Source organism: Nocardia speluncae NBRC 108251 (assembly GCF_001613245.1).
Lineage (GTDB): Bacteria > Actinomycetota > Actinomycetes > Mycobacteriales > Mycobacteriaceae > Nocardia > Nocardia speluncae.
Genome location: NZ_BDBZ01000002.1, coordinates 522,912 through 548,358, shown reverse-complemented (window position 1 = coordinate 548,358; position 25,447 = coordinate 522,912). Strand labels below are relative to the sequence as shown.

The 25,447-nt window shown below is 67.2% G+C and carries 24 protein-coding genes; 9 read left to right on the top strand and 15 right to left on the bottom strand.

Annotated features, from left to right (window positions below; genetic code table 11):
* Positions 1–11: 11 nt before the first annotated feature.
* The 8 genes from NS6_RS36145 to NS6_RS05285 all read right to left on the bottom strand — a co-directional run bounded on the left by NS6_RS36145 (position 12) and on the right by NS6_RS05285 (position 8,603).
* Positions 12–605, bottom strand: coding sequence for a TetR/AcrR family transcriptional regulator (locus tag NS6_RS36145; protein WP_068038043.1), 594 nt, complete (start codon positions 603–605; stop codon positions 12–14).
* Positions 606–690: 85 nt separating this feature from the next.
* Positions 691–1,683, bottom strand: coding sequence for an Acg family FMN-binding oxidoreductase (locus NS6_RS05315; RefSeq protein ID WP_068038040.1), 993 nt, complete (start codon positions 1,681–1,683; stop codon positions 691–693).
* Positions 1,684–1,751: 68 nt separating this feature from the next.
* Positions 1,752–2,942 carry a DUF8176 domain-containing protein gene (locus NS6_RS05310; protein ID WP_068037074.1) on the bottom strand — a complete coding sequence of 397 codons (1,191 nt, stop codon included), beginning with the start codon at positions 2,940–2,942 and terminating at the stop codon, positions 1,752–1,754.
* A gap of 94 nt (positions 2,943–3,036) precedes the next feature.
* On the bottom strand, positions 3,037–3,789 hold the full coding sequence (locus tag NS6_RS05305) for a L,D-transpeptidase (protein ID WP_068037071.1): 753 nt from the start codon (positions 3,787–3,789) through the stop codon (positions 3,037–3,039).
* Between the two features lie 120 nt (positions 3,790–3,909).
* Positions 3,910–6,021 (bottom strand): amylo-alpha-1,6-glucosidase, encoded by a 2,112-nt coding sequence (locus NS6_RS05300; RefSeq protein WP_068037068.1) that lies wholly within the window; start codon positions 6,019–6,021, stop codon positions 3,910–3,912.
* A complete protein-coding gene (locus NS6_RS05295) occupies positions 6,018–7,169 on the bottom strand; it encodes a glycosyltransferase family 4 protein (protein ID WP_245669158.1) in 1,152 nt (383 codons plus the stop codon). The genes NS6_RS05300 and NS6_RS05295 overlap by 4 nt, the downstream gene beginning before the upstream one ends.
* A 274-nt stretch (positions 7,170–7,443) precedes the next feature.
* The gene (locus NS6_RS05290; RefSeq protein ID WP_157112623.1) at positions 7,444–7,725 is read right to left on the bottom strand and encodes a hypothetical protein; all 282 of its coding nucleotides are present in this window, start codon (positions 7,723–7,725) and stop codon (positions 7,444–7,446) included.
* Between the two features lie 218 nt (positions 7,726–7,943).
* On the bottom strand, positions 7,944–8,603 hold the full coding sequence (locus tag NS6_RS05285; RefSeq protein WP_068038037.1) for a cyclodeaminase/cyclohydrolase family protein: 660 nt from the start codon (positions 8,601–8,603) through the stop codon (positions 7,944–7,946).
* 129 nt (positions 8,604–8,732) lie between these two features.
* Between NS6_RS05285 and NS6_RS05280 the strand changes: the two genes are divergently transcribed.
* A complete protein-coding gene (locus NS6_RS05280) occupies positions 8,733–9,773 on the top strand; it encodes an LLM class F420-dependent oxidoreductase (RefSeq protein WP_068037059.1) in 1,041 nt (346 codons plus the stop codon).
* A gap of 361 nt (positions 9,774–10,134) precedes the next feature.
* Here NS6_RS05280 and NS6_RS05275 read toward each other — a convergent pair whose 3' ends face one another.
* From NS6_RS05275 to mftR, 7 genes are all read right to left on the bottom strand, one after another.
* Positions 10,135–10,473, bottom strand: a complete 339-nt coding sequence (locus tag NS6_RS05275) for an STAS domain-containing protein (protein WP_068037057.1) — start codon at positions 10,471–10,473, stop codon at positions 10,135–10,137.
* 83 nt (positions 10,474–10,556) lie between these two features.
* The gene (locus tag NS6_RS05270) at positions 10,557–12,860 is read right to left on the bottom strand and encodes a SpoIIE family protein phosphatase (protein WP_068037054.1); all 2,304 of its coding nucleotides are present in this window, start codon (positions 12,858–12,860) and stop codon (positions 10,557–10,559) included.
* A gap of 16 nt (positions 12,861–12,876) precedes the next feature.
* On the bottom strand, positions 12,877–13,524 hold the full coding sequence (locus NS6_RS05265; protein WP_068037051.1) for a SpoIIE family protein phosphatase: 648 nt from the start codon (positions 13,522–13,524) through the stop codon (positions 12,877–12,879).
* Positions 13,517–13,930 (bottom strand): anti-sigma regulatory factor, encoded by a 414-nt coding sequence (locus tag NS6_RS05260; protein ID WP_068038034.1) that lies wholly within the window; start codon positions 13,928–13,930, stop codon positions 13,517–13,519. The genes NS6_RS05265 and NS6_RS05260 overlap by 8 nt, the downstream gene beginning before the upstream one ends.
* Positions 13,920–14,312, bottom strand: a complete 393-nt coding sequence (locus NS6_RS05255) for an STAS domain-containing protein (RefSeq protein ID WP_033241694.1) — start codon at positions 14,310–14,312, stop codon at positions 13,920–13,922. Before NS6_RS05255 ends, NS6_RS05260 begins: the two co-directional genes overlap by 11 nt.
* Positions 14,313–14,322: 10 nt before the next feature.
* Positions 14,323–15,225 carry an STAS domain-containing protein gene (locus tag NS6_RS05250; RefSeq protein ID WP_033241695.1) on the bottom strand — a complete coding sequence of 301 codons (903 nt, stop codon included), beginning with the start codon at positions 15,223–15,225 and terminating at the stop codon, positions 14,323–14,325.
* 116 nt (positions 15,226–15,341) lie between these two features.
* Complete coding sequence (mftR, locus tag NS6_RS05245; RefSeq protein ID WP_068038031.1) at positions 15,342–15,959, bottom strand: mycofactocin system transcriptional regulator MftR; 618 nt, start codon at positions 15,957–15,959, stop codon at positions 15,342–15,344.
* 97 nt (positions 15,960–16,056) lie between these two features.
* Between mftR and mftE the strand changes: the two genes are divergently transcribed.
* The 8 genes from mftE (at position 16,057) to NS6_RS05205 (ending at position 25,431) form a co-directional block, all read left to right on the top strand.
* Positions 16,057–16,758 (top strand): mycofactocin biosynthesis peptidyl-dipeptidase MftE, encoded by a 702-nt coding sequence (gene mftE / locus NS6_RS05240; protein ID WP_068037048.1) that lies wholly within the window; start codon positions 16,057–16,059, stop codon positions 16,756–16,758.
* Positions 16,755–17,972, top strand: a complete 1,218-nt coding sequence (gene mftD / locus NS6_RS05235; protein WP_068038028.1) for a pre-mycofactocin synthase MftD — start codon at positions 16,755–16,757, stop codon at positions 17,970–17,972. The genes mftE and mftD overlap by 4 nt, the downstream gene beginning before the upstream one ends.
* Before the next feature lie 35 nt (positions 17,973–18,007).
* On the top strand, positions 18,008–18,541 hold the full coding sequence (locus NS6_RS05230) for an NUDIX domain-containing protein (RefSeq protein ID WP_245669133.1): 534 nt from the start codon (positions 18,008–18,010) through the stop codon (positions 18,539–18,541).
* Between the two features lie 162 nt (positions 18,542–18,703).
* On the top strand, positions 18,704–20,380 hold the full coding sequence (locus tag NS6_RS05225; protein WP_068038022.1) for a fumarate hydratase: 1,677 nt from the start codon (positions 18,704–18,706) through the stop codon (positions 20,378–20,380).
* A gap of 323 nt (positions 20,381–20,703) precedes the next feature.
* Positions 20,704–22,236: an ABC transporter substrate-binding protein gene (locus NS6_RS05220; protein ID WP_068037046.1), complete on the top strand. Its 1,533-nt coding sequence runs from the start codon at positions 20,704–20,706 to the stop codon at positions 22,234–22,236.
* Entirely contained in the window at positions 22,221–23,162 is a 942-nt protein-coding gene (locus NS6_RS05215) for an ABC transporter permease (protein ID WP_245669132.1), read from the top strand. Before NS6_RS05220 ends, NS6_RS05215 begins: the two co-directional genes overlap by 16 nt.
* The gene (locus NS6_RS05210) at positions 23,159–23,992 is read left to right on the top strand and encodes an ABC transporter permease subunit (protein WP_245669131.1); all 834 of its coding nucleotides are present in this window, start codon (positions 23,159–23,161) and stop codon (positions 23,990–23,992) included. The genes NS6_RS05215 and NS6_RS05210 overlap by 4 nt, the downstream gene beginning before the upstream one ends.
* Entirely contained in the window at positions 23,989–25,431 is a 1,443-nt protein-coding gene (locus NS6_RS05205) for an ABC transporter ATP-binding protein (protein WP_068037043.1), read from the top strand. Before NS6_RS05210 ends, NS6_RS05205 begins: the two co-directional genes overlap by 4 nt.
* Positions 25,432–25,447: the final 16 nt, after the last annotated feature.

Below are 25,447 nucleotides of genomic sequence, written 5' to 3'. Positions count from 1 at the left end.
GGCCGGACGTCTCACTCGTCCTCGAACGAACGCACCGGCCCCACCGTGATTCCGAGCAGGCGCCAGGCCGCCACCGCACGGCGCTCACGTTCCTGCGGAGTGGGACCTGTCGCTGCGCCGGAGACCATGGCAATGGCCAGCATGAGATCGTCCGCGCTGAGTCGATGGCCGGCCGGTAGGCAGTTGCGCAGGGCGTTTCCGACCCGCTCGGACAGTTTTCTGGACCACGCACGGGTATCGGCGCGGTCGTTCATCCCGGCGGCGTGCAACAGGCCGATGAACGCGGCCGACTGCGTCTGATGCCAGGTCACCACCCCGAGCACCGCCGCGAGAGTGGCGCCGGTGACCGCGGCCGCCCCCTCGATCTCCCGTACGTTCCTCTCCAGGACCGCGGCCGCGATGGCCTCCCGATCGGGAAAATGCCGATACAGCACACCCTGCCCGACCCCCGCCCGGCGGGCGATCGCCGAGAGCGGGGCGTCCAGGCCCTGCACCGCGAAGATCTCCCGGGCCGCGGTGATCAGGGCCGCCCGGTTGTGGGCGGCAGCCTTCGGCCCGCGATTCGCGGGCCGCCGCTCCTCCGGAACGGGCTGCTGGGTCGTCATCACGACAGAGTAACGGGTGGCCGGCCGTGACGACCGGGCGTCGCTGCCCGGTGTTCCCCGCATCGCGAACCGGGCGGACAGTGCGTCAGCCGAATCGGTGCAGATCCAGGAAATCGCTGACCGGGCGGCGCGGTGTCGGTGGCTGCGAGGCAGTGGTCGGCGCCGTACCGACCCGGACCACTACCTGCGGTTCCACCCGCCCGGGTACGAGGTTCGCGATAGCGCGGCGGCTCGTCGGCACCTCGGTGATGTGGGTCAGCGGGCAGGTGGCCAGCCCCGCCGCCGTGCATTCGAGCAGCGCCGCGGACAGGGCCTCGCCGGCCCGAAGCCACTGGGCGGGCGTATCGGCGTCCGTTCCGAGTACCAGCAGTTTCGACGCATCGGTGAGCTCGCCGCGCCGTAGCGACGGCGGCGCGGCGGGGAAGGCCCGGCCCACACCTACCTGGGCGAGTTCCGCGGCCGAGACCAGGGCCGAGATCGGGACACCGTCGGCGGGCGAGTCATTACCGGCCCACCAGTGCAGTTCGTTCAGGTACTGGGGGTCGTAGGCGCGCAAGGCCGCCGACTGCGCGGACGCGGCGGCCAACCGGAGCCGGGCCGAGGCCTCGAGCACGGTCAGGGTGACCTCGCCGGCTGCGGCCACGGCACGTAACGCGGGCTCCACCCGCTCCCAATTGCGTGGCGGCAGCATCGGCAACCGATCGGTGTAGCGGCGATCGATGGCCGCCGCCCGCGCCCGGACGGTATCGGAAACATCGCGGGCCGGCTCGAATTCGATCTCGGCGAGATGGTCCGCGGCGGTATCGGGCAGCCTGGTCACCCGGGTGGACCAGCCCGCCGCCGCGAACGCGGTGCGGATATGGTCCACCAGGGCGCCGCAGCTGATGGTCAGCTGCCTACCCTGTGGATCCGCCGAGGACAACCGCCGGTAGGTATCGCCGTACAGCTGCAACCGGTGGCCGTCGAAGACCAGCCGCCAGGGTTGGGTGTTGTGGACCGAGGGGGCGCGGCGAGCGAGGGAGAGAGCGGCCTGCACCGTCGGATGGTCGGGGACCCGAGCCGTACCGATAGCGTCCATCTTCCGAGTCTGCCCGGCGGCGGGGCGGCGGACCACCACCTGCGTGGATCCGGACCGAATCGTGGCAGTCAGGGCATGGGGCCGATACCGGTGATCAAGGTCCGGTCACCGATTCGCATCGTTGTCACCAGTTGCGGGTTGTATCCGAGAGGCGCAGATCCGGGCCGGTGTTCGGTGACGACGACGGTGTATTGGCCGACGAAGGCGCCCGGTGTGATCTGGATACAGTGCGTGGTCCCCGCCGGGATCGTATCGATACCGTGCTGAATATCGGCGGCGGACGGGACCGCGGCGTCCGGAACCACGACGGTCCGCGCCTGCTCACCGGATCGGGTCGCGTAATAGGCGTGCTGGAAACCGAAGATGGCGTCGGTTCCGGAACCGGTGCCACCCGGACCGTTTCCTTGCACCGTGTTTCCGGTGCGCTCGGCCGGGCAGTTCGGGTCCGCTGCCGGCGGGACGTCCTGCGCTGGGGATGCGGGCGGATTCACCGCCCCGGGCGCCGAGGCCGGTTCGCCGGCTCCCACCACCGCGAATTGCACATAGGCGGCGGTCCCGAGCGCCGCGACCCCCGCCACACCCAGCAGCACCGGGAGGAGCCGGTTCCGCCCGGGACTGCTGGTGGTGCGGGCGGGTACTGGTATCGGCGCAGGCACCTCGCGGGGTGTCAGGCGGGCCCGGAGCCGTTCGCGCGCGGTCGCCGGCACCGTGCCGGCATTCGGATCCGGCGGGACCTCCGCGGAACCGTCTCGGCTTTCCGTCGCACGACCGTCATCGACCGGGGGGCCATCGTCGCACGAAGCCGATCCGGCCTCGGCGGGGTAGGGATTCGCGGTCTCGCCACCGGGCCGTGGTGGGTAGCCGTCCGAAGACACCATCCAGTCCGCCCAGTCGCCCTCGTATCCTGCATTCGAGGGCGGGCCGGTGGCGCTGGACGGGAAACCACCGGGCGCACCGGTATCCGGCGGGGGCGCCGGATAACCGGCCGGTTCGGTTCGCGGATCCTGCGGTTCGGTTGTGGCCGGTGGCAGGTGTTCGGGATTTGCCGTGGCAGGTGACCGATGATGTGGATCGGGCACACTCCCAGGGAATGCGGGAGCAGGAGTTGCGGGGTAGCGACTGCCCGCGTCCGGTAGCCGGGGGATGGGCACGGTGGGCATGGGATCGGCCTGATCACCGGGCGTGTATCCGGGTTCGGTGGAGCGGGGAAATGCCGGGTTGTCCCCTCCGGTGCCGGGTCCCGGCGGTGATCGGTCCATGACGCGGCCCCCTTTTCTCGATTCACTGCGCGCGCTCGCTGCCCACTGTTCTAGTGGATCCGCGAGCGCGGCGCAGCACGGGGGCCGCGGCGGCTCACCAGTGGATGTTCACCGGATCACCGATACCGACGTTGTCGTAGTACCAGGCCGCGTCACCGGGCGCCAGATTGATACACCCGTGGCTGACATTGGAATTGCCCTGTTGACCGACCGACCACGGTGCGGAGTGGACGAAGACACCGCCCCAGGTGAGCCGCACCGCCCATTCGCCGTCGATCAGGTAGCCCTCCGGCGAATCCAGCGGGATCCCGATGGTCCGGGAATCGAAGATGAGGTTACGGAACTTCTCCAGTACCGGGTATGTGCCGGTCGGGGTTTCGAACCCGGGCTTACCCATGGCCGCCGGCATGGTTCGCACTACTTGGCCGCCCATGGAGACGGTGAAGGTGTGAGTGGACATGTTCGCGTCGGCGACGACTCCGCCGTTGGTCTGGAACTGGGTACGCTGATCACCGAAATTCACGGTGAATGTGGTGTTCGCCGGGAGGAACCCGCTGGGGTTCCAGGTCAGTTCCCGGTCGCCGTGCCAGGAATAGGTACCGGACAGTGGCCGGTCGGCGGTAACCCACAGTGTCTGCTCGGCGCGGGCTCGGTCGGTGACCGGATGGGAGAACCGGACGGTAACCGGGTGGGCGATTCCGACGACTGCGCCGTCGGCCGGGGCGACCGAGGTCACCGCGGTGGAGCCGGTCTCGCCGGCGGTCATGGCGTTCGCCCCCGCCGGGAAGACGATCAGTGACAGCGCGATTGCGAGAGCCAGAAACAGGTGCCGGGCAACAATATTCATGGTTCCACCCCTTTACGGAGGACCGGTGGACAGACGTCCATCCTAAGGGGCCATGATCATCAGAACCAGCGAGGATATCGTCCCGGCACCTGTTTGCGATGTAGACACACCGGGTGATTGCTATTCGGTGACAAGTTTCCAGTCATCGGGTAGCCCGTGGACATGCATGGTCGAGCCTTCGGCGTGAATGCTCACCGTGGCCGGACCCAGTCGCAGGTCCGTCAGCCCGACCTTGCCCCATTCCCGGGGGAGTTGCGGAGTCACCCGCAGGGTGCGTGTCGGCGCGCACGGGGACAGGCCGAGGAAAGAGCGCACCAGCAGCAGCGGGGCGGCGCTCGCCCAGGCCTGTGGGGAACAGGAAGTGGGGTAGGGGACCGGGGAGCGGAACTCGGTACGGGCGAACCCGCAGAACAACTCGGGTAGCCGCCCGCCGAACTCGCCGGCCGCGTCGAGCAGCCCGGTGGTGAGCCGTTCGGCCAGTTCGCTCGCACCCGGAATATGCCGATATCGCAACAGTCCGGCCACGGCGATGGCAGTGTCGTGCGGCCACACCGAGCCGTTGTGATAGCTCATCGGGTTGAAGGCGCCCATCGTGGCGGCCAGGGTGCGCAGCCCGAAACCGCTGTCCATCGCCATATCGGCGAGTCGTTCGATCAGTTCGGCGGCGCGTTCGTCGGAGACGATACCCGTCCACAGGCATTGCGCGGCATTACTTGTCAGGGCGTCGACCTGGTTCTTCTGGCCGTCCAGAGCCACCGCGTACCAGCCGTTCTTGGCGACCCAGAAGGCCTCGTCGAACTGTGCCTTGAGCGTTTCTGCCTGTTCGCGCAGGCGTTCGGCGGTGCCGGTGTCGCCGAAGTATTCGGCGAGCTGGGCGCGGGCCCGTCGTGCCGCGTATACGTAGCCTTGGACCTCGCACAGGGCGATGGACGGTTCGGCCAGATGCCCGGTTGCGTCGTTGATCGCGTCGAAGCTGTCCTTCCAGCCTTGATTGCTCAGTCCGCGATCGGTTTTGCGACGGTATTCGACGAACCCGTCACCGTCGGTGTCACCGTATTCGTCGATCCAGGCCAGCGCCGCGTCCGCCGCCGGGAGTAGTTCTCGCACCACAGCGTCCCCGGCGCCCCAGCGCCAGCATTCGGCCAGCAGCATCACGAACAGCGGTGTGGCGTCGACCGACCCGTAATACACAGTGCCGCCGAGTACCTGCCCGCTGGCCGGTCCGTGCCGCATCTCGTGCATGATGCGCCCTGGCTCTTCCTCGGTGATCGGATTGACTTTCGTGCCTTGTAGATCCGCCAGCCGCCGCAGGGTGCCGACCGCCAGCGCCGAATCCAGTGGAAGAGCCATCCAGGAAGTGAGCAAACTGTCCCGGCCGAACAGCGCCATGAACCAGGGCGCGCCCGCGGCCACATAGGCCGGGGCGCCGTCGGTACTGCCGTCGATACGCAGGGCACCGAGATCGCTCTCGGTGCGCTGCAGGACATCGGACAACGCCGGATCGGTGGCCGTCAGATCGGTGGCGGTGGCCCGCCACGCCTTGAGCCGGCTGATCGGGCTGTCCTCGTCGTCACCGAAAGCCATCTGCACCCTGCGGTGCGAGACCATGGGCTGGGCCAGGATCTGGGTGTCCCAGCGGCCCCGCGCCGGCACCACCACCTGCCAGGTGATGGTGCCGGGCAGCATGACCGCGCCGCCGGTGGCGGTGATGGTCAGGCCGCGGCCGGGTTCGTTGTGGTCGGTCAGATGCAGGTCGCCGTCGACGGCGTTGTGTTCGGCGCCGCCGCCGTGGTTGCGACCTTCCTTCACCGCGAACAGATCCGCGAAATCGGAGTCGACCAACAGGGTTATGGTCATCGCCGTATCCTCGTGACCGAGGTTGTGCACGGAGATGGCCTCTTTGAGGCCGTTGCCGATGAGCCGGCGGCGGACCACCAGCACGGTGCTGTCGGCGACCCCGGCTCGTGGGGGCTTACGCAGGATGAACCGGCCTTTGAACGCCTCCGGCGTGAGCACCGTGAGATGTTCGGCGGGCTGGCCGTCGAGGCGCAGTTCCCAGCGCGAGATCACCCGCGCGTCGCGATAGAACAGCCCTTGCGAAGTGCCGGAATGGATATCGCCGAGTGGGTCCGACAGGCAGAAGGTGCTTGCCTCGACCAGGGTGACCGTCCCCCCGCCGCCATTGATGGCGGCGGGCTGGCCGGAATTGAGAATACTCGGCGATGCATTCATGCCCTACTCCATACCGGTGTCGTGCCGGCGTCGGCGTGGATCGCGGGTACCGCGTTGCGGCGCATACCGACGGCGGACAGTGCCTGGCCCCTGTTGTGGGCCTCGTCCCATGCATCGAGTATGCGGTAATAGGCGGCCTCATATCCTGCACCGAGCTGATCCACGCCGAAATAATCTTCGACCCGGCGGCGGCAGGCATGCGGGTCGAGTTCGCTCGCTTTGGCGATGGCAGCGGGCAATTCGTCCGGATGATCGCAGATGATGCCGGTGACACCGTCTTCGATCACCTCTTCCACCGCACCGCCACGCAACGCAACCACCGGGGTGCCGCAGGCCATCGCCTCGATCATCACGATGCCGAACGGTTCTTCCCAGCGGATCGGGAACAGCAGACAGCGCGCGCCCGCCAGTAGTTCGCGTTTGGCGACCGCATCCGCTTCCCCGAAGATGTGGTCGGTCTCGGTGAGCAGCGGTTCGATCTCCTCGGCGAAGAACGCCTTCTCCGGCGGCTCGTTGCACTTACCGGCCAGGATGAGTTTGATCTCGGCCTCGTGTGCGGCCCGCAGGGCCAACTGCGGTCCCTTGTAGGGGGCGTAGCGGCCGAGGAACAGTGCGTAATCCTGTTTCTCGGTGCGGAACGGCCATTCGCTGGGGCGCAATGCGTTGTGCACCCGGCCGATCCAGTTGAAACTCGGCGCGAGTTCTCGCTGCCGGTCACTGATTGCCACGAGGCGGGTGTGCTCGTCGAGAGAGCCGTAGTACTCCCACATATCGTTGTCGACCGGTCCGTGGACCGTGACCGCGGTCGGGATGCCCAGGTTCTCGTAGGCCGGGGCGTTCAGGGGTCCGGCGAAGGTGTGGTCGTGGATGATGTCGATATGCCGTGAGCGGGCCAGCTTCTCCACCATGCGCCGTACCTTCAGGGCGTTGACGACCTCGGGGAACGGGTCGCCCAGCCGATCGGCCTGGGTCGTCTCCCAGACCGGCACGAATTCCGCTTCCGTACCGGGCTTTCCGGCGCCCAGTAGCGTAACCCGGTGCCCGCGCGCGACCAGAGTGTCGGCGAGCTCGGCCACCACGGCCTCGACGCCGCCGTAACCTGCCGGGGGCACATCGAAATACGGCGGCGCGACCAGCACGATGTTCAACGGGTGGTTACGCCCGGCCCCGCCGAAGCGGGCGCGCCGGGGTTTTCGCGCCGGAGTATCCGATTCGGATTCCGCATTCGTGAATATGGTGTTCAACTTTCCTCCTCGTTTTGTGGCCGCACGACAGTGGTCGAGCGCCGCCCGGCCATTGGGTGGAGCTGATCACGAACCATTCGTTGGGAGCGCGTGGTGCTATTGAAAGCACGCCGGAATATCCCGGCGGGCAGAATGAAGCGCGGCATGCGGGGCTGTTCGCCTCCGCCGCGCGGGAATATCAATCGCCGTAACGGACCGAACGGCCGGGCGAAATACCGAAAGCAGGCCGGTCCGGCGGTACGGCGATGGCCAGGGTGAAGCCGGCGCGTCTGCGGACCAGACATTCGGGAGAACAGAGTCTGTGGATATCGTGGGCGCGCCGGGCCTGGCCCGGTGTCAAAGTGCCCGGATCCGCCGAGCAGTCGGCGATATTGGATACGACTCCGTGTTCGGTGATGACATCGATTCCCGGCTCATGGACTTCCGCCGCTACCGGCGTCGATGTGTACCCGATCCTCACCGTTACCTCCTGCACTCGTCGAGCTGGAGCAAACAGTTCCCGGCCACCGGAACTCCGCCGGCCGGTCTAGCCGATGGTGCCTGGGTCGAGCGGTGGAGCGCTGTGAATATCTCCGAACGTCGCCCATTCTACGCGTGCCGTCTTCTTACTGATATCTCGAATAATCCCAGTTCGGCATATACCTGGTTAATTCGCGCGTGCAGATATGTGCACGCGTTTCAGGTACGGACCGCATGGAGTACTTCCTGCTGTAGCGAATCCGCGCGTGCGGTGATTTCCGAAATCCGGCCCAGGACCGCGGTGAATGCCGCGGCCCGCTCGGCCGGAAGTGAACCGAGGTTGATCTCGATATTCAGTTGTGAGGTCGTCGCGGCTGCCCGTGCGGCCGCACCGGCGGCGCCGATATCGGTGACTACATTCGGGTTTCCGATCGGTAGCAATTCGGCTGCGAGTGCCAGTACACCGTCGGCTGCGTCGATGACGGCCGCCGGAACCCGGGCGGCCTCGAGCAGTGCCGCTTCGATCGCGGCGCCACGCGCGGCCTTCTCGCCCTCGGATTCCTTGGGCAGCTTGTACGCCGCGCCCACCGCGGTGAAAGCCGCGGCATCGTCGTCGGCGAGGGTGAGGGCGCGTACCCGGGCCGCGTCGGCCGCCTCGATGATCCGGTCGACGACCGGACGGTGCTCGGCGTCCTTGGCCCGGGTGGTGTACCGCGCGACCATGGCGACCAGTGCCGCGCCCTGGGCCGCGTGCAGTGCGGCGACCGCGCCGCCGCCCGGTGCCGGCACCTTCGCCGCGAGTTCGCCCAGGTAGTCGCCGATCGGCGACCCGCCGAAACCGGCTTCGGTGGGCTGGTGCGATGTGGTGGGCTGCGACACGATCAGGCCTTTCTCGATACGGTAGCTCGAAGTTAGCTGCACTGCGCACGGAGTAACTGCCCTCAACCTACCGCGTCCACCGGCGTGGCCGGTGCCAGGCCACCCCGTAACCGGGTTTATGTTGAGGGCATGCGGATCGGATTGAGCATCAATTATTCGGGCGGCTTCACGGAAGCCGCGGCCGAAGTGGCCGATTTGGAACGGGCCGGACTGGATATCGTGTTCGTCCCCGAGGCGTACTCGTTCGACGCGGTGAGCGCCCTGGGCTACCTGGCGGCCAAAACCTCCCGGCTGCAACTGGCCTCGGGAATCATGCAGCTCTACACCCGGACACCCACGCTGACCGCGATGACCGCGGCCGGGCTCGATTTCGTCTCCGACGGCCGCTTCGTCCTGGGACTGGGCGCCTCCGGACCGCAGGTCATCGAGGGTTTCCACGGTGTTCCCTACGATGCGCCCATCGGCCGTACCCGCGAGCTCATCGAGATCTGCCGAAAGGTGTGGCGCCGGGAACGGCTCACCTACCAGGGCAAGTACTATCAGATCCCGCTGCCCGAAGGTGCCGGCACCGGGCTCGGCAAGCCATTGAAATTGATCAACCATCCTGTCCGCGAGCGAATCCCGGTTCTGCTGGCCGCGCTGGGCCCGAAGAATGTCGCGCTGGCAGCGGAAGTCGCCGAAGGCTGGCAGCCGATCTTCTTCCTGCCCGAACGCGCCGACGCCGTCTTCGGTGACGCGCTGCGAGCCGGACAACAGAAGCGTGATCCCGAACTCGGCCCGCTCGATGTCTACGCCGGCCCGGCCCTGGCGATCGGCGAGAACGTCGAGCCGCTCCTGGAGTTCGTCAAGCCCATGCTGGCGCTCTACATCGGCGGTATGGGGGCCAAGGGTAAGAACTTCTACCACACCCTCGCCACCAAGTACGGTTACGGCGCCGAGGCCGACCGGATCCAGGAGCTGTACCTGGCCGGAAAGAAAGACGAGGCGACCCGGGCCGTTCCCGACCAGCTGGTCCGGGATGTCTCGCTGATCGGCCCGGCCGGATATGTGAAAGAACGTATCGCCGCCTTCGCCGAGGCCGGAGTCACCGTCCTCAATGTCGCGCCGCTGGCGGCCACCCCGGCCGACCGGGTCGCGCTGATCGAACAACTCCGCACCCTCTGCGACTGACGCGGATCCCCATCCCCGCAGGGGCGCCATGGTGCCCCTGCGCCGGGATACATGAACCGGGCGGGCCGGCCGGTCGCGGAATCGACAGAGGACGGCAGACCGGGGAGCTCGGGCGTTCCGTCGTATCGCCGACTTCGACCGCGGTAGGGAGTTCGCCGGGGCGCTCGCATCGGCGCCACGCGGATTCTGCTTCGTCCCGAGATGCCGGTCGCCGGGACCCCAGGATGGCCGGATCTTGTTGCTCTGATGGCAACAGGCGTAACCGGCGGATTCTTCGAATCGGCCGGTTACGGAGTCGGGGGTGGCGCCGCGGTCTCCGGCGACCGTCGGCCGGAGCCGGGCGGATCGCCGGAGAAGCGGGTCAGGCGCGCCGGACGCTCGCGAGTGCGGCGTCGAGGGTGGAATGCAGATCGAAGACCTGGTCCAGCGCCGTCATCTTCAGCTGACGGCTGGTGGCCGGGCCCTCGGCAACCAGGGCGATGGTGGTTTTGTCCCCCGCACGCTGATGTGCGGCGACCAGGACGGCCATCCCGGCCGAGGCCAGGAAGCTCACGGCCACCAGGTCGATGACCAGATGGTCCGGTCCGGCATCGAGCGCCGCGTCGATGGCGGTCTCCAGGGCGGGTGCAGTGGCGAGATCGACCTCGCCGGTCACCGTGAGCACGGTGACGCCGTCATGGTCGGCAACCGAAGTCGTCATCGTATCTGTCAGTGGGTTCGCGTCCGGAGAAGAGTTCGTCACATCATCACAATCTGCCATGGGCCTCTCGATCTTGCTGCATCCTACCCCCGGCGGGAGCGGTTGTTCGTTCCGCGCAGGGCGCTGGCCACCGGGAACGTGATCGACGGCAGGGTCACCGACATCCGCACCCGGGTGCCGGGACCCGGATGGTCGATCTCGAGTTCCTCGGTGAGTGCCCGCATCATATCGATTCCCCGGCCCCGTGGGCCAGGATCGGCGGGGCGTGGCCGCCAGATGCCGGTATCGGTGGTTTCGATGACCACCCTGTCGCCATCGCATTCGGCAGTGATCCGCACTCGTTCGGTATCCGTGCCGCCTTCTTGATAGGCGTGTTCGATGCTGTTGCTACATGCCTCGTTGGTTGCGGCGACCAGATCGGCGGTCAGATTGTGCGGGACCGCCGCGGCGGACAGCCAGGCCGTCAGGGTGCGGCGCAGCATTGTCAGCCGGTCGGGCTGGGCGGGTAGGTCCAGTTTCAGCGGTTCCGGGGGCTGCCGGTAGACCACCATGGCGATATCGTCGTCGTATCCGCCGTCCGGCCGTAAAGCCGAAAGCACCGAATCGGCTACCTCACGCGGTAGCTTCTCGGCCGTATCGGCCAGGGTTTCGGCGATCTTGGTGAAACCCTCGTCGATATCCTCGCCGCGGCGTTCCACCAGTCCGTCGGTGAACAACACCAGGGTGGATCCCGGTGGCAGTGGGGTGGTGGCTTCGGGGCGGCGCAGGGTTTCGAACGTCGCCAGCGGAACGGATCGGCCACCTTCGAGTAGCCGGCCGGTTTTGTCCACATCGGCGAGGATGGGCGGCATATGCCCGGCATTGCTGTAGCGGACCAGCCCGCGTACCGGGTCGAGTACCGCCGCGCAGACGGTGGTGCACAGGGCGCCGGGGATACGGGCGGCTACCGGATCCAGCTCGGTGAGCAGCTGCGCCGGTCCGGCACCACGCAACAGCAACGCCCGGGCAGCGGTGCGCAGCTGACCCATCACCACGGCCGCGGACAGTCCGCGACCGACACAGTCACCGACCACGACCCCGATGGTCCCGTCCGGTAGCGGTACCACGTCGTACCAGTCGCCGCCGATCTCGAGTGGCGGCAGCGCGGGTTCGTAGTGCACCGAGAAGCGGGGTGGGAGTTCGATCGGTCCGAGCATGGCCCGCTGCAATGTCAGTGAGGTCGAGCGGGCCTGGTCGAAGTTGCGGGCTCGCTGTACGGCGAGACTGAGGTGCCCGATGAGCAGTGAGAACAGTGTCCAATCGGCGGCGTCGACAACCCGCGGCACAGCGAATCGCAACCAGAGGGCTGCGTCTCCCGTTTCACCCAGCGGCGCCACGATTCCCTCCGCGCTGCCGTCGCCCTCGGGGACGGCGATGAGAGTGCGGCCAGGGCGCAGGCGCGCGCGTTTGAGAATGGCCTCGGTGGCGGGTTCGAGGCCGGTGGCGCTCGCCCCCGCGGGCTCGGCGGGTGGTGTCCCGGAGACGTATACCTCCGGTGCCTGATGCGCGGCCCAGACGGCCACCACCGCGGTTTCCGCGCCGACCGTACGCCGCAGTTCGTCGAGCCCCACCTCGAGCACCTCGGCCACCGTGGTTGCCGCGGCCAGGGCGGTGGCGAGGCGGTTGGCGGCCTGGTCGCGGGCCTGGGCGTCGTGTTCTGCGGTGACATCGCGAACGGTGCCGACGAAGATATGTTCCTCGCCGTCCGGTTGCACCAGTGCGCTGGTGCTGACCGCGATCCAGCGGCGCCGGCCGTCGCGATGCTGAATCGGCACCACGAACCGGGACGCCTCGGTGCCCAGGTCGGGGTAGCCCTGTTCCTCCGGTATCGACCACGGATGCGGTATCGGATAGGGCACGCCCGAGGCACCGTATCCGGTGAGCTCACCGAAGGCCTTGTTGACCTCGATGATCGAACCGCGGGCGTCGGCGACGAAGAAACCGTCCTGCAGCGATTCCACCAGCGCCGTACGGAATTCGTCACGCCCGGCGAGATCGTCGGCGCGGGAACGCTGCTGCTCGTAGCGGCGGGTGCCGTCGAGGTAGCCGCGGGTGGCCACATCGAGGGTGGTCAAGGTCTGCAGCAGGAATTCGAGCGCGTTCTCGGCCAGCGGGCTATCGGCGCGGGCGGCCCCGGTGGCAGCGGTTTCCTGCTCGTCCGCTTCGAGCTGCACCTGTTTCGCCACCCGGAGGTGGTGCTCGGTGAGGTCGAGCAGGCTGATCCCCTCCACGAGCGCGCGGCGGCCGAGCTCATGCGCTTCGGCCAGCCCGTCGCGTTCGGGCGCGGCGAGATGACGGCGCAGGGTGTCGGCATAGGTGTCGAGGAACGCCGTCAGGATCTCGCTCATATCCTGCCCCGGCGGGTCATGACGCTTCGTGTCCGGACGCGGCGTCGTGGGCGACCCCGCGGGCCCGGGCGGCCAGCACCAGTGCGTCATCGGTGTCCTTGGCGTGCCGGTCCACGAGTTCGCGGGCGATATCCGCCGTCGACGCGGCCAGGTCGATACTCGCGTCCGGTTCGACCACCACCCCATCGGTGGACATGAGCAGTAGATCGCCCGGGCGCACCGGGACGGTCTGCGGCTGCAGGTTCGGTGGCAGCCGGTAGCCGACGATCCCGCCGCTCTGTAATACGGTGGCGTTGACCTGCGGTCCGGTGGGTCCGGCGGTCACCACCTGGGAATCCACATTCCCGACGCCGAGCCATTGCGCTTCCTGCGCGCCGAACAACGCCAGTGTCACCGCGGCGCCACGGGTGTCCGACATCGCCCGATGACACAGCACCATCAGCACGTCCAACGGTTCGGCACTGTTCTCACCGAGGATCCGGGCCGCGCGATCCACCGCGGCCGCCGCGGCGCTGCCGTGGCCGAGACCGTCGAGTACCGCGAAAAGTGCGGAGCCGGTACCGGTGTCCAGGACCACGCAGCGGTCCCCGGAAACATCCTGTCCGGGGAGAGCGCGGCCGGCCACGGCCCATTCGATCCGGCCGATGAAACCGTCCTCATGCACCCTGGGGTACCCACTTCCACATGTCCACCAACGTGCCCTCATTGGGTGCGGATTCGATGGACATCCCGTCCATCAGTCGTTTGGCGCCCGGCAGGCCCAAACCGAGGCCCCGGCCCGTGGAGTACCCGTCTTCCATGGCGCGGGGGATATCGATGATGCCCGGCCCCTGGTCCTTGGCCTGGACCACGAGAGCGCGACGTCCGTCGCGCTCGGCCACCTGCAGGCGGATCTCCCCGCTGCCGGCGTAGCTGGTGATATTCCGGGCGACCTCGGAGATCGCCGTGGAGATCATGGTCCGGTCGGTGAGCGTGAAGCCGAGTTCCTCGGCCAGCTCACGCCCGGCCTGACGTGCGGTCACGATGTCGTTCGACATCTTCACCGCGATTACCACCCGATCAGCGGCCACTGTCACGACCATCTCGATGCTGGTGCCGGGCCGAGGATTTCCGGTTCAGCCAAGCCAAGCCCTCCTCGAGGTCCAGCGCAGTGTGCATATCCTCGAAGGTGAGGCCGAGTTGCACCATGGCGAAGGCGACCTCTGGCTGTAGACCGACGATCACGGTCTCGGCGCCGCGTAACTGCGTCATATGCGCGATGGTGCGCAGTGATCGGGCGGCAAAGGAATCCATCACGTCGATCGCCGTGACATCGACGATGATGCCTTGCGCGCGGTACTTGCTGACCTGCTTCATCAGGTCGTCTTGTAGTCGCTCTGTATCGGCATCGGTCAGCGCGGACTGGACGGATGCGATCAGATATGTGCCTTGTTTGAGGATTGGTACTGGCATATCGATTCCGTCAGCGCGAATCGCGTTCGCTGCGTTCGGTCACTCTGGACACTTCGTAGCCCAGTAACCGTTCCGCTTCTTCGATGCCGCCCTGTAGATCGCCGACGGCGTTCATCTTCGACAGATCCAGACCGATGGTCACCAGGGTCAGCGCGATCTCCGAGGACAGGCCGGTCATGATGACGCTTGCGCCCATGAGCCCGGAGGCGTCGACGGTCTGCACCAGGTGGTTTGCCACTGTGGAGTCGATATCGGGCACACCGGTGATATCGATGACGACTACCTTGGCCCGGTTGTCCCGGATGGCCCGCAGCAGCTGTTCGGTGAGCTGGCGGGCGCGCTGACTGTCGAGCACGCCGATTATCGGCAGGATCAGCAGCTGTTCACGGACCTGCAGCACCGGGGTGGACAGCTCGCGGATGGCTTCCTGCTGCTGCCGGATAACGCGTTCGCGCTCCTGGACGAACGAGATGGCCACGGTGTTCGCGATTCGATTCGCGGCCGGTTCGTAGGCGTCGAGGACGGCGTTGAGCAGGTCGAAGTTGGATTGGTACTTCTCGAACAGGGACCGCGCGAGGACATCGCGCAGTAGCAGCACCATGCCGAGGACTTCGTCGGTTTCGACGCCTCTCGGGATGATGCGCTCGGACAGATCACGCGCGTAGGCCTGTAGCGCTTCGACACTGCCGGTTTCCAGCACCTCGACATAGTTGTCGTACACCGACGTCGCCTCGGAGAAGACCTCGTCGGGCGTCATGGCGGTGAGCAACCGTGCCTCGGTGATGCGCCGCGCCCATTCCTCGCGTAGTGCGGTGCGGTTCTGGCGCAGATGTTCGACCAACTGCGGCAGCAGTTTGTCGACGGAAACCTCGGCCAATGAGTCCGCCGAAAGGCCCATGGACACCTCGGACATGTAACTTGTGCCCCTTTCGACGGCGGTCCGGTACATCGTAATGACTTCGGCGGTCTTGCCGATACCGAGCCTAGTCATACCCGTGCTCCTATGCCGGTGAAACCTGCCGGTTCGGTTCAGTCGCCCGTTGTGACCGGGAACGCGTCCGATAGGACGAAACCGTGCTCCAAGGCCACCAGCGCGCGATCGAGATAAACGGTCAAATCGGCGTCGGCACCGGCCACCCACGCGTCGAAGGCGGCGCGAGCTGCGGCGAGGGTGGTCCGGCCCACCGCCATGGGAATCAGTGAATCCGCCGGTTCGCCGAGCCGGGACGCCGCGAACTCGCCCACCGCGCGTTCCCATGCGTCGTAATGGGCACCGGCCGTCGCGGCCAGGGCGGGGACCTCGGCCACCAATTTCATCCGGGTCCGCAGTTCCGCGACATCCTCGGCGCGGTAGCGGTTGGCATTCACCACCACCCGCCGGACCGCTGCCATCATCGGCTCGTCCGGTGCCGCGGTAGCGAAGGCGGCGCGCAACCCGGCGACCTCGTCGTCGAACGAGTACCACAGCACCTCCGCCTTGCCGGGGAAGTAACGGAAGAACGTGCGCCCGCTGATCCCGGCAGCCGCCGCGATCTGTTCGACCGTCGTCTCGTCGAATCCCTGTTCGCTGAACAGTCGCATGGCGATCAGTTCGAGTTCGCGTTTGGTGGTACCCCGGGGGCGCCCCCGGGGATGCTGTGCCGTCACAGGAAGATTCTGAACGATGAACCGCAGGCTCGGGCCGGCATGCACCGGAAATGCGCACCTATTGATTTTGTCAGTGGCTGACGTTAATGTCGGCGGCATGTTGGTGGCGGACCTCACATGGCCGGAGGCGGGTGGCCTCGGCGACAGCGGGGCGCTGCTGGTGGTGCCCGTGGGATCCACCGAGCAGCACGGTCCGCACCTGCCCCTGTCCACCGATAGCGACCTGGCCGGCGCACTGTGTGCGGGACTGGCCGGCCGTTGCGGTGACGTGGTGGTCGCCCCTGTCGTCGCGTACGGCGCCAGCGGTGAGCACAGCGGTTTCCCGGGCACACTCTCCATCGGGCAGGCCGCGCTGGAGCTGCTGATCGTCGAACTGTGCCGGTCGGCCACCGATACCTTCGAGCGGATTGTGCTGGTGAACGGACACGGCGGAAATGTGGAGCCGCTGCGCCGGGCGGTAACCCTGTTGCGTAGCGAATCCCGCGATATCCGGTTGTTCCTGCCGCGGTACTCCGGCGATGCCCATGCCGGCCGTACCGAAACATCACTGCAACTCGAACTCTCACCGGACCGGGTCCGCGTCGATCGCGCCCGGCCCGGTGACACCCGGCCGCTGCCGCAGGTGCTGCCTCAGTTGCGTGCCGGCGGGGTTCGCGCCGTCAGCGCCAACGGGGTCCTCGGTGATCCCACCGGTGCCACCGCGGCCGAAGGCGCGCGGCTGCTCACCGAGCTCGTCTCCCAATTGTTCGATCAGGTCCGGCAATGGTGGCCGGAACCAGTGGAAAGGATCCGACCATGAACCCGTGGTTCGAAAGCGTCGCCGAGGCGCACCGCCGGGCGAAGAAACGGCTGCCGAAATCCGTGTACGGCGCTCTGGTCGCCGGTTCGGAGCGCGGCCAGACCATCGACGACAACCAGGCCGCGTTCACCGAGCTCGGTTTCGCCCCGCATGTCGCGGGCCCGATCGGCGAACGCGACCAGTCCACCACCGTGATGGGGCAGCAGATTTCGATGCCGGTCCTGATCTCGCCGACCGGTGTGCAGGCCGTGCATCCCGACGGTGAGGTCGCGGTGGCGCGCGCCGCGGCCGCCCGGGGTACCGCCATGGGGCTGTCTTCCTTCGCGAGCAAACCCGTGGAAGAGGTCGTCGCCGCGAACCCGATGACCTTCTTCCAGCTCTACTGGTGCGGCAGCAAGGACGATATCTCCGCGCGGATGGCGCGGGCGAAGGCCGCGGGCGCGGTCGGACTGATTCTCACGCTCGACTGGTCGTTCTCGATGGGCCGCGACTGGGGTTCGCCGGTCATCCCGGAGAAACTGGACCTGCGTACCATGGCGAGTTTCGCGCCGCAGGTGATCGTCAAACCGCGCTGGCTGACCACCTACCTGCGTTCGGGTGCCCTGCCCGACCTCACCGCCCCCAATATGGCCCTCGGCGATGCCCCCGCTCCCGGTTTCTTCGGCGCCTACGGCGAATGGATGGGCACCACGGCGCCGGACTGGTCCGATGTGGCCTGGGTCTGCGAACAGTGGGACGGGCCGGTGATGCTCAAGGGTGTGATGCGGGTGGACGATGCGCGGCGCGCCGTCGATGCCGGTGTCGCGGCCATCTCGGTGTCCAACCACGGCGGTAACAATCTGGACGGCACCCCGGCATCCATCCGTGCGCTGCCGGTGGTGGCCGATGCGGTGGGCCACGAGATCGATATCCTGCTCGACGGAGGTATCCGGCGCGGTAGCGATGTCGTCAAGGCCGTGGCGCTCGGTGCGCGGGCGGTGATGATCGGGCGCGCCTACCTGTGGGGTCTGGCGGCCAACGGGCAGGCCGGAGTCGAGAACGTGCTGGACCTGCTGCGCGGTGGAATCGACTCCGCGCTGCTGGGGCTGCGCAAGACGAATGTCACCGAGCTGGAGCGGTCCGACATCGTGATCCCGGAGGGTTTCGAACGCCGGCTGGGCGTCGATACGCCGGCGCAGCTGCGGGTGCCGGACTCGGCCACGAAGGGCGTATAACGGCATCGGGGTGAGCGCGGTATGACACTGGACGCGTGAGCATCAGAACCGTGGCGTCCAGGGTCGTGTACGAAAATCCGTGGTTGACGGTGCGCGAGGATCGCATCGAGCGCGGGGACGGGTCGCCCGGCCTGTACTCGGTGATCGAGAAACCGGACTTCGCGCTCGTCATCCCCATGGACAACGAGGGCTTCCATCTCGTGGAGCAATATCGGTACCCGGTACGCGCCCGGACCTGGGAGTTCCCGTCGGGCGCGTTTCCGGCGGGGGTGACGGGGAGCCCGGAGGAACTGGCTGCGGCCGAACTCTGCGAGGAGACCGGTTTCACGGCAGGGCGGATGGAATGGCTCGGCCGGGTTCAGGTCGCGAATGCGATGACCGCGGAGGGATGCCATGTTTTCCTCGCCACCGATCTGTCGCCCGGTGAGCCGAATCGGGAGCACACCGAGCAGGACATGCGCCAGCAGTGGTTTTCGCGGTCCGAGGTGGAGGGCATGCTGCGGGACGGGCTGATCGCCGACGGTCCGTCGCTGGCCGCCTACCTGTTGCTGACACTGCGCACGCAGTAGCGTCCCGCGGCCGCGCCCCGGAGGTTACGATTTAGGGTTGCCTTACTCGGGGTTGTGTGGCGATCGGTCGCTAAGCTCGCTGTGCTCGACTCCCGGTACAGCGGCGTCCACCGCGGCTGTGCTCTGTTCCACCCGCAGCCCACTTCCGAAGGAGTGCGATCGGTGACCGCTCCCGAGTTCCGCTATTCAGACCTGCTCCCGATCGGCGCCGACGACACCTCGTACCGGCTGCTCACCACCGAAGGCGTCAGCACCTTCGAATCCGGCGGCCGGACCTTCCTGCAGATCGATCCCGAGGTGCTGCGCATGCTCACCGCCGAGGCGATGCACGACATCAGCCACTATCTGCGGCCCGCGCATCTGGCGCAGCTGCGCCGGATCATCGACGATCCCGAGGCCAGCGGCAATGACCGGTTCGTGGCGCTCGACCTGCTCAAGAACGTCAATATCTCTGCCGGGGGCATCCTGCCCATGTGCCAGGACACCGGTACCGCCATCGTGATGGGTAAGAAGTCCGAGGGCGTGCTCACCGGCGTGGACGACGCCGAATGGATCAGCCGCGGCGTTTTCGACGCCTATACGAAACTGAACTTGCGATACTCACAGCTGGCGCCTGTGACCATGTGGGACGAGAAGAACACGGGGTCGAATCTGCCCGCCCAGGTCGAGCTGTATTCCGCACCGGGTGATCCCGCGCAGCCGTCCTACAAATTCCTGTATATGGCCAAAGGTGGCGGTTCGGCGAACAAATCCTTCCTCTACCAGGAAACCAAGGCCATCCTGAATCCCACCCGGATGCTGGAGTTCCTGGACGAGAAGATCCGCTCGCTGGGCACCGCGGCCTGCCCGCCGTATCACCTCGCTGTGGTCATCGGCGGTACCAGCGCCGAATTCGCCCTGAAAACGGCCAAATACGCCTCCGCGCACTACTTGGACAACTTGCCCACCGAGGGGTCGATGACCGGGCACGCCTTCCGCGATCTCGAACTCGAGCAGGAAGTGTTCGCGCTGACGCAGTCGTTCGGGATCGGCGCCCAGTTCGGCGGTAAGTACTTCTGCCACGATGTCCGGGTGGTGCGGTTGCCGAGACATGGCGCGAGCTGCCCGGTCGCGCTGGCCGTCTCCTGTTCCGCCGACCGGCAGGCGCTGGCCAAGATCACACCCGAAGGCGTGTTCCTGGAACAGCTCGAACGCGAGCCCGCGCAGTACCTGCCCGAGCAGACCGATGAGATCCTCGGCGGCGATGTGGTGCACGTCGATCTGAACCGCCCGATGGACGAGATCCGCGCCGAGTTGTCGAAATACCCGGTCAAGACCCGGCTCTCGCTGTCCGGCCCGCTGGTGGTGGCCCGCGATATCGCCCACGCCAAGATCAAGGAGCGGCTGGACGCGGGCGAGGAGATGCCGCAGTACCTGCGGGATATGGCCGTCTACTACGCAGGTCCGGCGAAAACTCCCGACGGTTATGCCTCCGGTTCCTTCGGCCCCACCACCGCGGGCCGCATGGACTCCTACGTCGACCAATTCCAGGCGGCCGGTGGTTCTTTCGTGATGCTCGCCAAGGGCAACCGCTCCGCCCAGGTCACCCGCGCCTGCAAGGAACACGGCGGTTTCTACCTCGGCTCGATCGGCGGCCCCGCCGCCCGGCTCGCCCTGGACTGCATCAAATCGGTGGAGGTCCTCGAATACCCCGAACTGGGGATGGAAGCGGTCTGGAAGATCGAGGTCGAGGATTTCCCGGCGTTCATCGTGGTCGACGACAAGGGCAACGATTTCTTCGCCGAAACCCAGAAACCGATCGCCCTGCGCGTGCGCACCCGGTCGAAAGAACGAGTCTGACGCGAATCGATCTCGGAACTCCCGGCCGCCTCGAGGGGCCGGGAGTTCCCCTTTTCGTAGCAGTGCAATCGGCATCGCCGTAAGCGGTCCCTACCCACCTCGATGAGCGAAATCGCCGGCCGCTCCGCCGCCACCTGCCGCAGCCACCACTTCCGATTCCTTCGGTTGTGCTCGCCCCGGCGGGCATCCTTCGCCGCACCGGAACCCGGACAGCGGGAGCACGGTCGGTATCCGGCGAGGTATTGCCCGGCTCGTAGGCACGGCGATACCCTCAATCCGGTTAGCAGAGGCTAACCTTGGATCGGGCTGGATGAGGTCGAGCGGTGGATTTGAATAGGCGTCATATCTTCAAGGCCGGCCTGGGGTTGGGTGCAGTACTGCTGGTTGCCGGTTGCGGTGACGGCTCGTCACCTTCCGAGGGATCCGACGGCCCGCCGCAGCGGGGTGGAACGTTGCGGGTCGGCGCGATCGGGAAATCGTCCAAGATCGAGCGTGACCCGCATCAGACATTGAGCAACGAGAGCGATTTCCTCATCGCCTCGCTCGTCTACGACGCGCTTACCGTTCCGGGCACGGACCCGAATGTGGCTCCGCGGTTGGCCTCGACATGGGAAGCCGATGCCCAGCAGCGGAAGTGGACCTTCACGATTGCCGAGGGCGCGCGGTTCCACGACGGCCGTCCGGTCACCGCCGACGATATCGTCTGGTCACTGCGCCGGCTGCGGGAGATCGCGGGGGAAACCAAGGTGCCCGTGGCATCCGGCGACGATATCCAGCCCGCCGGTGCGAACGCGGTGGTGCTGACCTGCGCGGCACCGAACAGCCAGTTGCCGCTGTTGCTGCGGATGATGACGTTCGTAGTGCCCGCCGGGACCACCGATTTCGCCGCAGCGGTGGGTACCGGGCCGTTCCGGCTGGAGTCCTACGACAATGGCAATGCACGCCTGGTGCGCAACGAGAACTGGTATCGGGAGGCCCCGCTGCTCGACGCCATCGAGGTCACGCTGTTCGAAAGCCCCGAATCGATGGCCAACGCGATCATGGCGGGCCAGATCGATCTCGCCTCGAGCGTGGGCGCTGTGGCCGGGCGGACGGCGGAAACCCGGGACGAGCTGGAGGTCATCCGTCGTCCGAACGATGTCGCGGTGGCGATCGCGATGCGCACCTCCGACGGGCCGTTCGCCGATCCCCGGGTGCGGGAAGCATTGCGGCTCGCCGCGGATCGCGAAGCGATGGTGGCGCAGGTGCTGTCGGGGTACGGCACTGTCGCCAACGATATTCTCGGCACCGCCGACCCGGAATACGATACGTCGATCCCGCAGCGCGGACGCGACCTGGACCGCGCCCGGCAACTGCTCGCCGACGCCGAATTCGATACCGGGAAGACGTATCGCCTGCTGACGAAACAGGAGGCGGTGGGTGAGGTGGAGTCGGCGAAGGTTTTCGCGAGCCAGGCCGCCGATATCGGGCTGAAGATCGAGGTCGTCGTGCAGGAATCGAATGCCTTCTACGACCGGACCTGGCTGACGGCGCCGCTGTACACGGTGAACTGGGGCACCAACGATTCGGTGGTCTTCTTCGCCAGCAAGGTCATGTACTCGCGAACGAAATGGAACGAGACCGGCTTCCGTGACGCCGCGTTCGACAAGTCCTACACCGAGGCCCTCGCCGCACCGCCCGGCGCGGAGTACACCGCGGCCTGCCGGGAGATCCAGCGGATCCAGCACGATCACGGCGGATACCTCGTGTGGGGGATGGCCGACGGGATCGATATCGCCTCCCGGTACGTGCACGGCCTGCCGACCCTGGGCGGATACGGTCGCGTGCAGCTCGAGCGAGCGTGGATATCGCGTTGATCGGATTCGCCGCGACGGTCGCGCGTCGTATCGGACTGCTGGTCGCCTTGCTCGCAGTCGTATTCGTGGTCGTCGACCTGCTGCCCGGTAACGCGGCCCGGGCCGTGCTGGGGCGGGATGCGAGCACGGAACGGATCGCGGCCAAGGAGCACGAACTCGGTTTGGACCGGCCACTACCGGCCCGCTTCCGGGAGTGGTTCAGTGGTGTGGTCACGGGCGATTTCGGGACCACGGCGCGCGGGCAATCGGTGAACGATCTGCTGGCGGACAAGTTCCCGCAAACACTGCTGCTGGCTTCGATCGCCCTGCTTGTCACGGTGACGGTCGCGCTGCTGCTGGGCCTGTGGTGGGCGGCCCGGCCCACCGGTCGCGCCGCGCGCGTATTCCAGCCCGGCTCGGCCTTCGTGATCGCGGTTCCCGAATTCGTCATCGCGACCCTGCTCGTCCTCGTCTTCTCCCTCTGGCTGGGCTGGTTGCCCGCGGTGACCTTCACCGACCGCTCCGGCTACCCGGCCGGTGCGGAAATGCTGATCCTGCCCGTGCTGGCCCTGGCGATACCGCAGGTGGGCTGGAACCTCCGGGTCGTCCGGGGCGCGGTGACCGATGCCGCTGCCGCGCCGCATGTGGAAAGCGCGGTCTTGAACGGTCTTCCGGAGCGGACGGTGCTGCTGCGTCATATCCTGCCGTTCGCGTGGCCGACCATCGCGATGTCGTTCGCCACGTCTGTCGGCACTCTGTTCGGCGGGGCGCTGGTGGTGGAGACGATCTTCAACTATCCGGGGATGGGTGCCATGATCGCCGGTTCCGTATCGGATCGCGATACGGCCCTGGTCGCGGCTGTCGTCGCCGTCACCGGGACAACGATCATGGGCGTTCTGCTCGTAGCCGACACCATCCGGGCCTGGTCGAACCGGGGCCGGCCGTGACCCTGCCGCTCACCGCCGGCCGGCTCCGGCCCGCCAACGCATCGATCCGGCTCTGGCTGCCCGGGCTGATCGCCGTCGTGCTGGTGGTTGTCGCGGTCGCCGGGCCGATCCTCGCGCCCCGCGCCGTCGACCATCCGGTCGGCATAACCTTCGCGGAACCGAACGGGCAGGCATGGCTGGGCGGTGACCGGCTCGGCCACGATGTATTCAGTCAGTTGTTGCACGGCGGGTGGGGGCTGTTGCTGGTCGCCGTGATCATTGCACTGCTGGTGACCGGATGCGCGGCGGTGCTCGGTTCCGTCGCCGCGCTGTATCCGCGGGCGGGCGCGTGGATCGAGCGTGCGGCGGACCTGGGCATGCTCCTGCCGCCTGTACTCGCGATGCTGTTGTTCATGCTCTCGTGGCCGGAATCCGGTGTGCCGGGACTCGTGATCATCTGCGTTGTCGCCGGAACCCCGTACACCGCGCGTGTTTTCGCGGCGGCGGCCGCCGGGGTTGCGTCCTGCGGTTTCATCGAGGCAGCGCGGGGCCGGGGGGAGGGCGCGGCGTATCTGGTAATCCGGGAGTTGCTGCCGAACTTACGGGAAACATTGCTGACCCAGCTGGGTCTGCGTTTCGTGGAGGCGATGTATCTGGTGAGCACTGCCGCGTTCCTGCAGTTGCCGGCCACCCTCGGCGATGCGAACTGGGCGGTCATGGTGCGCGAGAATGCCTCCGGAATCCTGCTCAATCCCGCCGCCGTATTGGCGCCGAGCCTGGCCATCGGGTTGCTCGCGGTGAGCGTGAACAGTGCCGTAGCCGCCTTCGGACGGGGGAGGCGCAGCGCATGACCACTGGTGTTGTGGCCGAAAAACTTTCGATCCGTGCGCGCACCGGCGCCGAACTGCTGGCGCCCACATCGTTCGAGGCGCCGCCGGGCACGATCACGGCGATCACCGGACCGTCCGGCGCCGGAAAAACAACCCTGATGCGGGCAGTGCTCGGTCATATTGCCGCCGGTACCACAGTCGTGAGCGGTTCGATCGAAGTCTGCGGACACGATATCTTCGGCTTCGATCGTGCGGCGCTGCAGGCTTTCCGGCGTGAGCACCTGGCCTATGTCGGCCAGGATCCGGGCGCCGCGCTGAACCCGGCCATGCGTATTCGTTCACTCCTCGCCGAGGCGGCGCCACGGTCCACTCGCGCGGAACACGGTGCGGCGCTCGAACGGGTCGGGTTGCCGCAACGTATGCTGCGAAGCCGGCCCGGGGAACTGTCCGGTGGCGAACAGCGCCGCGTGGCGCTCGCATCGGCACTGGTCCGCGGGGCCGGTGTGCTCGTCGTCGACGAACCGCTCGCCGGATTGCACGGACAACTGCGCAACGAGATCGCGGACCTGCTGCGATCGCTGGCCGCCGAGGAGAAGGTCGCCGTCCTGGTATCCGGCCACGACACCGCAACTCTTCCTCGACTCGCCGACGATGTGGTCTGTCTGGGCGAATCCGGGGTTGCGTTGCTCAGGAGGTCGTCCGCGCCCGCCGGCCCGGTGGTGGGGGACGAGGTCGCGCTGCGTGCGGAGGCGATATCCGTGCGTGCGGGCGGTCGTATCCTGCTGGAGTCGGTCGACCTCACTGTCGCCGCAGGTGAATCGGTCGCGCTGGTCGGGCCGTCCGGCGCCGGGAAGACCACGGTGGCGCGGGCACTCGCGGGCCTGCACATCCGCGCGACGGGGCGCCTCGAGGTGAACGGACGCCGACTGGGCCTCGGGGACGCCCGCCGGTCCCGCCGCGACCGTCGGTGTATCCAGCTCATACCCCAGAATCCACTGTCCACACTGAACCCGAAACACACCGTGTTACAGACCTTGTCGCGGCCACTTCGGCTGAGCGGAACGCCGACGCGCGAAGTGGCCGGCCGCGCCGTAACACTGCTGCGGCAGGTCGAACTCGACGCCGCGATGTTGCACCGCTACCCGGATGAACTGTCGGGCGGCCAGCGGCAACGCGTGGCGATCGCCCGGGCGCTGGCCGCCGCGCCCGAGGTGCTGATCTGCGACGAGATCACCTCCGCCCTCGATGCCGAAACAGCCACCGCGATCATGGGGGTGATCGACCGTACCCGCGCCGAACGCGGGATCAGCATTCTCGTGATCAGCCACGATATGTCGGTGGTGGCCGGGCACTGTCACCGGATGCTCGTCCTCGCCGACGGCCGGGTCGTGGAAGCCGGGAGCACCGCCGCTGTTCTCGCCCGGCCCACTGCCCCACAAACGAGAGCCCTGCTCGCTTGACCCGGTAATGCCGGAG

What these genes read in the sequence shown, in the direction of transcription:
- NS6_RS36145 (WP_068038043.1), bottom strand. Translation starts at nt 605, where the DNA reads ATGACGACCCAGCAGCCCGTTCCGGAGGAGCGGCGGCCCGCGAATCGC.
- NS6_RS05315 (WP_068038040.1), bottom strand. Translation starts at nt 1,683, where the DNA reads ATGGACGCTATCGGTACGGCTCGGGTCCCCGACCATCCGACGGTGCAG.
- NS6_RS05310 (WP_068037074.1), bottom strand. Translation starts at nt 2,942, where the DNA reads ATGGACCGATCACCGCCGGGACCCGGCACCGGAGGGGACAACCCGGCA.
- NS6_RS05305 (WP_068037071.1), bottom strand. Translation starts at nt 3,789, where the DNA reads ATGAATATTGTTGCCCGGCACCTGTTTCTGGCTCTCGCAATCGCGCTG.
- NS6_RS05300 (WP_068037068.1), bottom strand. Translation starts at nt 6,021, where the DNA reads ATGAATGCATCGCCGAGTATTCTCAATTCCGGCCAGCCCGCCGCCATC.
- NS6_RS05280 (WP_068037059.1), top strand. Translation starts at nt 8,733, where the DNA reads ATGCGGATCGGATTGAGCATCAATTATTCGGGCGGCTTCACGGAAGCC.
- NS6_RS05275 (WP_068037057.1), bottom strand. Translation starts at nt 10,473, where the DNA reads ATGACGACTTCGGTTGCCGACCATGACGGCGTCACCGTGCTCACGGTG.
- NS6_RS05270 (WP_068037054.1), bottom strand. Translation starts at nt 12,860, where the DNA reads ATGAGCGAGATCCTGACGGCGTTCCTCGACACCTATGCCGACACCCTG.
- NS6_RS05255 (WP_033241694.1), bottom strand. Translation starts at nt 14,312, where the DNA reads ATGCCAGTACCAATCCTCAAACAAGGCACATATCTGATCGCATCCGTC.
- NS6_RS05250 (WP_033241695.1), bottom strand. Translation starts at nt 15,225, where the DNA reads ATGTCCGAGGTGTCCATGGGCCTTTCGGCGGACTCATTGGCCGAGGTT.
- mftE (WP_068037048.1), top strand. Translation starts at nt 16,057, where the DNA reads ATGTTGGTGGCGGACCTCACATGGCCGGAGGCGGGTGGCCTCGGCGAC.
- mftD (WP_068038028.1), top strand. Translation starts at nt 16,755, where the DNA reads ATGAACCCGTGGTTCGAAAGCGTCGCCGAGGCGCACCGCCGGGCGAAG.
- NS6_RS05205 (WP_068037043.1), top strand. Translation starts at nt 23,989, where the DNA reads ATGACCACTGGTGTTGTGGCCGAAAAACTTTCGATCCGTGCGCGCACC.